General features: G+C 74.3%; 4 protein-coding genes. All 4 read left to right on the top strand.

Features of this window, described 5'->3' with window-relative positions; translation table 11 throughout:
• Positions 1–172: 172 nt before the first annotated feature.
• Positions 173–1,705 carry a methyltransferase gene (locus AB0E96_RS34795; protein WP_359829796.1) on the top strand — a complete coding sequence of 511 codons (1,533 nt, stop codon included), beginning with the start codon at positions 173–175 and terminating at the stop codon, positions 1,703–1,705.
• A 288-nt stretch (positions 1,706–1,993) separates the two neighbouring features.
• The gene (locus AB0E96_RS34790; protein ID WP_359829795.1) at positions 1,994–2,452 is read left to right on the top strand and encodes a DUF3592 domain-containing protein; all 459 of its coding nucleotides are present in this window, start codon (positions 1,994–1,996) and stop codon (positions 2,450–2,452) included.
• Between the two features lie 414 nt (positions 2,453–2,866).
• Positions 2,867–5,764 (top strand): type I DNA topoisomerase, encoded by a 2,898-nt coding sequence (topA, locus tag AB0E96_RS34785; protein ID WP_359829794.1) that lies wholly within the window; start codon positions 2,867–2,869, stop codon positions 5,762–5,764.
• A gap of 247 nt (positions 5,765–6,011) precedes the next feature.
• The coding region (gene tmk / locus AB0E96_RS34780) for a dTMP kinase (protein WP_359829793.1) at positions 6,012–8,735 on the top strand (2,724 nt) is incomplete at its 3' end.

Raw genomic sequence — 8,735 nt, 5'->3', positions numbered from 1 at the left:
GCGCCGAGCCGCCGCGCCGCCGAGCGCGGCCCACCGCCGTCGGACGACTCGGCGTCCCTCGCGGGGCGGCGCGTGGGGGCTTCCGGGGGCGCGCGGGGTGGTGCGAGCTTCCGTCCGGTGGGCGCGGGGCGCAGGGGCGGCCGGAGGGTGAGCGGCGGGGGACAATGGCGGGGTGATCAGTAGCCCCGTTCTCGACCCGACCCGCCTCGCCAAGTTCCGTGAGGCGCTGCTCGCCGCCTCGTTCACCGCCGACGGGTGCCTGGACCTGCTCGGGCCCACCGGCTATTCGGCGTTGGCCCGCAGCGAGGCGGTCCCGGCACTGCGGGCGACCCGCGGTGGCAGTCCGCTGGAGACGCTGGTGCGGCTGTTCCTGCTGCAGCAGCCGGTGCCGTACCGGGCGGCCGCCGCCGCGCTGCCGGTGGAGGACTGCCTGGCGGACGGCTGGCTGCGCCCCGACGGCGACCTGGTGCGCGCCACCGTCGACGTCCGGCCGTACGCCAACGAGGTGGCCGGCATGCCCAGTTCGGACGCCTGGGTGGTCTCCGACCTGGGCTGCGCGGTGGGCGGCGCGGGCGGCATCGGCTCCGGTGAGACCGCGCACGGGGTGGCCCGCAAGGACCTGGTGCTGGGGGTCGGCGGCGCTTCGACCACGCTGGCCAACATCGCTGTGCGCCGCCCCGTCCGGGCCGCGCTGGACCTCGGTTCGGGTTCCGGTGTCCAGGCGCTGCACGCCGCCCGGCACGCCGGGACCGTCACCGCCACCGACCTCAACCCGCGCGCGCTGCGCTTCACCGAGCTGACCCTGGCGCTGTCCGGTTTCGACAACACCGAGGTGGCCGCCGGCAGCCTCTTCGAGCCGGTCGGGGAGCGGAAGTTCGACCTGATCGTCTCCAACCCGCCGTTCGTCATCTCGCCGGCCGGCCGGTTCACCTACCGCGACGGCGGCATGGCCGGCGACGACCTGTGCCGCAGCCTGGTCCGTTCGGCCGCCGACCACCTGGAGCCCGGCGGCTACTGCCAGCTGCTCGCCAACTGGCAGCACATCAAGGGCGAGGACTGGCAGGAGCGGCTGGCGGGTTGGGCCGCGGGAACCGGACTGGACGCCTGGATCGTCCAGCGCGAGGTCCAGGACGTGGCCCAGTACGCCGAGTTGTGGCTGCGCGACGGCGGTGACCACCGCGGCCCCGGCGGCGACTACCAGGCCCGCTACGGCGAGTGGCTGGACGCCTTCGAGGCGGGTCGGGTCGAGGGCGTCGGCATGGGCTGGATCACCCTGCGGGCGAGCGGCGCCGAGCGCCCGACCGTCCGGGTGGAGGAGTGGCCGCACCCGGTGGAGCAGCCGCTCGGCCCGCACATCGAGGCCTGGTTCGACCGGCAGGACTTCCTCCGCTCGCACGACGACGCGGGCCTGCTCGCGGCCCGCTACGTGCTGGCCGACGAGGTGGTCCAGGAGCAGGTCGGCGCGCCCGGCGCGGAGGACCCGGAGCACGTGATCCTGCGTCACAACCGCGGCATGAGGCGGGCCACCAAGGTGGACACCGTGGGCGCCGGCTTCGTCGGCGTGTGCGACGGGACGCTGTCGGCGGGCGAGATCGTGGACGCCATCGCGCAGCTGCTCGGCGAGGACCGGGTGGTCCTGCGGGACCGGGTCCCGGAGTCGCTGCGCCTGCTGACCGAGCAGGGGTTCATCGACCCGGTCCGCTGAGGCCGGACCGGCAGGACCCGCCGGCCCGCCCAGACCCCCAGCAGACCCCCAGGCCCCCAGACCCGCCGGACCGGCAGGACCCCCAGAGCGACAGGACCCGGTTCCGTCGGGCCCCGGTCCGTCGAGAGCGGGGTCCGGTCCGGTTCGGTCCGGTCCGAACCGGGACGGTTAACCCGGCCGTACCCCCTGGTTCGTCCGTCCGCCGCCGGGCGGCTGTCTCCCGTTGGCTCCCCGCTGCGAAGCTCTGTCCACAGGCTGTGGACAGAGCTGGGGAGCCGGGGGCCAGGGGTGGACACGACGACGGCGATGGTGGGCGGGTCGGTGCTCGCCCTCTTCGGTGGCGTGCTGCTGCTCTGGTGTGCCGCCGAAGCGGGCCTGCGCCTGCGGGTGCGTCGCCGGGGGGCGTCGGCGGTGGCCACCGTGGTGGCCGAGGACGACGTGCACGGACAGTTGGACAGTGCGCCGCTGCTCTCCTTCTCGGTGCCGCTCTCGGTCGGCGGCCCGGGCGCGTGCGGGATCGCGGGGCTCGTGGTCGCCCGACCGCGCGGGCACACCCCGCTGCGCCGTCCGGACCGCTTCGCGCCCGGGGCCTCGGTGCGGATCTGTTACGACCCGCAGCGCCCGAGCCGGGTGGTGCTGGCGTCCGGGGAGGTCGGCCGGGCGGCCGTCGTCGACCTGCTGTGGAGCGTCCTCGGGGTGGGCTGTCTGGCGGCGGGCGCCGGGCTCCTGGCCGCGGCCGGCGGCTGAGCCCGCGCGACCCTGAGCACCGATCCGCGACGCGGCCCGGAGCACCGGTCCGCACCGCGACCCGGGGCACGGCCACGGAAGGCGACCCGCCGGCGCCCGCACCCCGCGCCCGCCCGTCGATATTTCCGTTGACAGATCTTGAAATCCGTCATTCCATCCTCCGGAACCTGCCGAAGCCCCCCTCCGCGGGGCGCGAACCTCCGTCATCGGGTTACCGTTCGAGTGGCGTCGGTGAGCCCGGCAAGTGAAAAAGCGGGATCCGTCCGTTTGACAAGGGTGGCCGGGGTACGGTCACACTCCGCTGGTGGGGGTGTCGTGCCGCGGCAGCCCCGGGACGGTGGAGGGGTCGGGCGGAGCGCAGCCCGTGCTGCCGGCGCCGACCAGCCACATATGGACCGGGAGAGAAGAGCGAAGGTGTCCCCGAGCAGCGAGACCGCGCACGGACAGCGACTCGTCATTGTCGAGTCGCCGGCCAAGGCGAAGACGATCAAGGGCTACCTGGGCCCCGGCTACATCGTCGAGGCGAGCGTCGGGCACATCCGCGACCTCCCCAGCACCGCGGCCGAGGTGCCGGACAAGTACACCGGCGAGGTGCGCCGCCTCGGGGTGGACGTCGACCACGACTTCGCACCCATCTACGTGGTCAACGCGGACAAGAAGTCCCAGGTCAGCAAGTTGAAGTCGCTGCTCGCGGAGTCCGACGAGCTCTTCCTCGCCACCGATGAGGACCGCGAGGGCGAGGCCATCGCGTGGCACCTCCAGCAGGTGCTGAAGCCCAAGGTGCCGGTGCACCGCATGGTGTTCCACGAGATCACCAAGTCGGCGATCCAGGAGGCCGTGGCCAATCCGCGCGAGCTCAACCAGCGCCTGGTCGACGCCCAGGAGACCCGCCGCATCCTCGACCGGCTGTACGGCTTCGAGGTCTCGCCGGTGCTGTGGAAGAAGGTCATGCCGAAGCTGTCGGCGGGCCGCGTGCAGTCCGTCGCCACCCGCCTGGTGGTCGAGCGCGAGCGCGAGCGGATGGCCTTCCGCACCGCCTCGTACTGGGATCTGGTCGGCACCTTCGGCACCGGCCGCACCCCGGCCGACGCCGCCAACCCGGAGACCTTCGGGGCCCGGCTGGCCTCCGTCGACGGCAAGCGGATCGCCAGCGGCCGGGACTTCGGCCAGGACGGCCGGCTGAAGGGCGCCAGCGCGAACACCCTGCACCTGGACGAGCAGGCGGCCCGTCAGCTGGCCGCCGCCCTGGAGCAGACGGCGTTCGCCGTCCGCAGCGTCGAGTCCAAGCCCTACCGCCGCTCGCCGTACGCGCCGTTCCGCACCACCACGCTGCAGCAGGAGGCCAGCCGCAAGCTGGGCTTCGGTGCCAAGCGGACCATGCAGGTGGCTCAGAAGCTGTATGAGAACGGCTTCATCACCTATATGCGTACCGACTCCACCACGCTGTCGGACACCGCGGTCACCGCCGCCCGGGTCCAGGTCACCCAGCTGTACGGCGCCGACTACCTGCCGGACGCCCCGCGCACCTACGCCAGCAAGGTCAAGAACGCTCAGGAGGCGCACGAGGCCGTCCGCCCGTCCGGCGACCGCTTCCGCACCCCCGCCGAGACCGGCCTGACCGGTGACGACTTCAGGCTGTACGAGCTGATCTGGATGCGCACCGTCGCCTCCCAGATGAAGGACGCGGTCGGCCAGTCCGTCACCGTCCGGGTCGGCGGCACCTCCGCCGACGGCCGGGACGTCGAGTTCTCCGCCTCCGGCAAGATCATCACCTTCCACGGCTTCCTCAAGGCCTACGTCGAGGGCGCCGACGACCCGAACGCCGAGCTCGACGACCGCGAGCGCCGGCTGCCGCAGGTCGCCCAGGGTGACCCGCTGGCCGCCGAGCGGATCACCCCGGAGGGCCACGCCACCAAGCCGCCGGCCCGCTACACCGAGGCCTCGCTGGTCAAGGAGCTGGAGGACCGGGAGATCGGCCGCCCCTCCACCTACGCGTCGATCATCGACACGATCATCCAGCGCCGGTACGTCTTCAAGAAGGGGACGGCGCTCGTTCCGTCGTTCCTCTCCTTCGCCGTGGTCAACCTGCTGGAGAAGCACTTCGGCCGGCTGGTCGACTACGACTTCACCGCCAAGATGGAGGACGACCTCGACCGGATCGCCGCCGGTGAGGCGAAGTCCGTGCCGTGGCTGAAGCGCTTCTACTTCGGCGAGGGCGAGGGCCACGCCACGGGCGGCGCCGCCGAGGCCGGCAACGGCGACGGCGACCACCTGGGCGGCCTGAAGGAACTGGTCACCGACCTCGGCGCGATCGACGCCCGGGAGATCAGCTCGTTCAAGGTCAGCGACGACATCACCCTGCGGGTCGGCCGCTACGGCCCGTACGTCGAGCGCGCCTCGGCCGTCGAGGGCGAGCCCGGTCAGCGCGCCGACATCCCGGACGAGCTGCCGCCGGACGAGCTGACCGTCGAGCTGGCCGAGGAGCTGCTGGCCAAGCCCAGCGGTGACTTCGAGCTCGGCCCGGACCCGGTCAGCGGCAACATGCTGGTCGCCAAGGACGGCCGCTACGGCCCGTACGTGACCGAGATCCTGCCCGAGGGCACGCCGAAGACCGGCAAGAACGCGGTCAAGCCGCGGACCGCCTCGCTGTTCAAGACGATGTCGCTGGACACCGTCACGCTGGAGGACGCGCTGCGGCTGCTCTCGCTGCCGCGGGTGGTCGGCACCGACGCCGAGGGTGCGGAGATCACCGCGCAGAACGGCCGCTACGGCCCGTACCTCAAGCGCGGCACCGACTCCCGGTCGCTCACCAGCGAGGACCAGCTCTTCACGATCACCCTCGACGAGGCGCTGGCGATCTACGCCCAGCCCAAGCAGCGCGGCCGGGCCGCCGCCGCCCCGCCGCTCAAGGAACTGGGCAACGACCCGGTCAGCGAGCGTCCCGTGGTGGTCAAGGACGGCCGCTTCGGCCCGTACGTGACCGACGGCGAGACCAACGCGACGCTCCGCAAGGACGACGACGTCGAGACCATCACGCCGGAGCGCGGGTACGAGCTGCTCGCCGAGAAGCGGGCGCGCGGGCCGGTGAAGAAGGCGGCGAAGAAGGCCCCGGCGAAGAAGGCCGCGGCCAAGAAGACGACCACGGCCAAGACCGCGGCGACCAAGACCGCCGCCAAGAAGACCGCCGCGAAGAAGACCACCACCACCAAGACGGCGGCGGCGAAGAAGACGGCGGCCAAGAAGACCGCCGCGAGCAAGACCACCGCGAGCAAGACGGCGGCCGACACGACCACGGCCACCGAAGAGGGCTGATCACAGGTCACCGCGGCCGGGCCCGTGCCCCCGATCCCGGGGGTGCGGGCCCGGCCGCGTGTCCGGCGGTCCGGGTCGGACCGGCGCGTGGCGAGGCGGGTGCCCCGGCGCCGCGCGCCCGGCGGGGGCGTCGGACACGCCCGGGGTCGGGCGGGCTTGTGCGGGGAACGTCACAACCCGGTGATGAGCGGGATCCGGAGGCCCGTTCGCCTCATTCCGGCCAGGTCCAGCCCGCTACGCTGACCGTATGACGAGCGAGGAGCAGCCCACCCCCAGCGCCGCCCCGGCCGCCAGAGCCGCACGGGCCGACCTGCCCGATGTCGCGCCCGCCGGGACTCCGGCGGACCGGGCCCGGGCGTTGCTGCGGACACGTGCCTACCGGCGCCTGTGGACCACCCAGCTGATCGGCGGCACCGCCGACCGGCTCGGTCTGCTGGTACTGCTCGCGCTCACCGTGATCGCCGCCGCCCAGGGCGGCCAGTTCGGCGGCCTGCCGCGCAGCCTCGCCTTCGCCCTCGCCGCGGTCCTCGCCGTCCGGGTGCTGGCCACCGGGCTGGTCGGTGTCGCGCTGCTGGGCCCGGTGCACCAGCTGGTGGCCGGTCGGCTGGACCGGCGCTGGACGCTGTTCGGCGCCGACGTGCTGCGCGTCCTGCTGCTCGGCGTCGCGCCCTGGTGGAGCGTCTGGCTGGGCTCCGCCGCCAAGCCCTCCGGGGCCGCCACCTACGTCCTGCTCGCCTCCGTGTTCGTGACCGGTGCCGCCGAGCGGGTCTGGGGCATCACCAAGGCCGCCGCCGTCCCGGGCCTGCTGCCCTCGGCCGATCCCCACGCCCCGGCCGCCGAGCGGCGACCGGCTGCCGCCAACCTGGAGAGCGTCCGCGGCATCGACCGCTTCACCGGTTGGGTGACGGTGCCGCTCGGCGCCGCCGGCCTGGTGGTCCTCACCCTCCTCAACAACATCGGCGCGGCCCTCGGCTCCGACTGGCTCCGCGCCCACCAGCTCACCTTCGCGGCGCTCGGCGCGGCCGGGCTGTTCGCCGCCTCGGCGGTTCGCGGCTACCTCCAGCAGCTGCCCGGCGGCCCGGTGTCAGTCGCCCCGGTCTCCCCGCTCCAGGGCCTGCGCGCGCCGACCGACGCCGCCCCCGGCCCCGCGCTGAGCAAGGGCCGCACCGGCAGCGCCCCGTACTTCACCTTCGCCGTCGCGGCCGGCTACGCCGCGATGGCGGGCGTCGCCGCGCTCGCGCTGCTGACCGCCGCCGAGCACCGCGCCGGGCCGATCGGCTACGGCCTTGTGGTGCTCGCCGCCGCCGGCACGCCCGCCCTGGGCGCCCGGCTCACCCGGGCCACGCTGCCCTCGCTGTCCCGCCGCCGGCTGCTCGCCCTGGCGCTGCTCACCCAGGGTGTCGCGCTGATTCTCGCCGGGCTGGTGCTGGACTTCGTGCTGGTGCTGCTGCTCACCGTGCTGGCCGGCCTGGCCGCCGGGATCGTCGTCTCGGCCGGGCGGACCCTGCTCGCCCAGGAGGTCGAGGAGGCCCGGCTGCCGAAGGTCACCGAGCACCTGTTCGCCGTGCTCAGGGCCGTAGTCGCCGCCGCGCTGGTCGTCGTCCCGCTGATCGCCGCCGCCTACGGGGACGTCGAGTACGGCACCGTCGAGCCCGGCTCCTTCACCTTCATCCACGGCGGCGCGGCCCTGGCCGTCGCCACCGCAGGGCTGCTCACGCTGGTGCTCGCCGCGGTCGTGCTGCTGCGCACGGACGACCGGCGCGGTACCGCCCCGTTCGTCCGGGACCTGGTGGACTCGGTGCGCGGCCCGGTCGGCCCGGTACCGCACCGGGGCACCGGCACCGGCTTCTTCATCGCCCTGGAGGGCGGCGACGGCGCCGGCAAGTCCACCCAGGCCCAGGCGCTCGCCGAGTGGATCCGCGGCAAGGGGCACGAGGTCGTGCTCACCCGTGAGCCCGGCGGCAGCCCGGTCGGCCAGCGGCTGCGCGGCCTCGTCCTGGACGTCGGCAACACCGGCCTGTCGCACCGCGCCGAGGCGCTGATCTACGCCGCCGACCGCGCCGAGCACGTCGAGAACGTCATCCGGCCGGCGCTCGCCCGCGGCGCCGTGGTGATCACCGACCGGTACATGGACTCCTCCATCGCCTACCAGGGCGCCGGGCGCGACTTGGCCGCGACCGAAGTCGCGCGGATCTCCCGCTGGGCCACCGGCGGGCTGCTGCCCGACCTGACCGTCGTCCTGGACGTCGACCCGACCAGGGCCCGCGAGCGCTTCACCGAGGCGCTGGACCGGCTGGAGTCCGAGCCCACCGAGTTCCACCAGCGGGTCCGGGCCGGCTTCCTCGCCCTTGCCGCCGCCGACCCGGCGCGCTACCTGGTCGTGGACGGCAGCCAGGCCCCCGGCTTCGTCACCACCGCCATCCGGCACCGGCTCGACCGCGAGCTGCCGCTCTCCGAGCAGGAGAAGGCCGCCCGCGCCGAGCAGGAGCGGCTCGCCAAGGAGGAGGCCGAGCGCCGCGCCGCCGAGGAGGCCCGCAAGAAGGCCGAGGAGGAGGCCGCCGAGCGCAAGCGGCAGGAGGTCCTGGCGCAGCTGCGGGCCGAGCAGGCGGAGCAGGAGCGGCTGGCCAAGGAGGAGGCCGAGCGGGCCGCCGCCGAGGCCCGGCGCAAGGCCGAGGAGGAAGCCCGGAAGAAGGCCGAGGAGGAAGCCCGGCGCCGCGCCGCCGAGGAGGCCGAGCGCCGCGCCAAGGAGGAGGCCCGGCTGGCCGCGGAGGCCGCCGAGCGCCGGCGGCTCGCCGAGGAGGCGGCCGCCCAGGCGGAGCTCCAGCGGCAGCGCGAGCTCGCCCGGGAGGAGCAGCGCCGGCGGGCGGAGGAGGCGCTGCAGCGCCGCTCCGCGCACCTTGATCTGCCAGCCGCGCTCCAGCGGCAGTTCGGCGCGGACGAGTTCGGTGAGCGCGGTGTCGATCTCGGCGAC

It is taken from the genome of Kitasatospora sp. NPDC036755, from assembly GCF_040636595.1.
Taxonomy (GTDB): Bacteria; Actinomycetota; Actinomycetes; order Streptomycetales; family Streptomycetaceae; genus Kitasatospora.
This window is presented reverse-complemented; position numbering and strand designations above follow the sequence as displayed.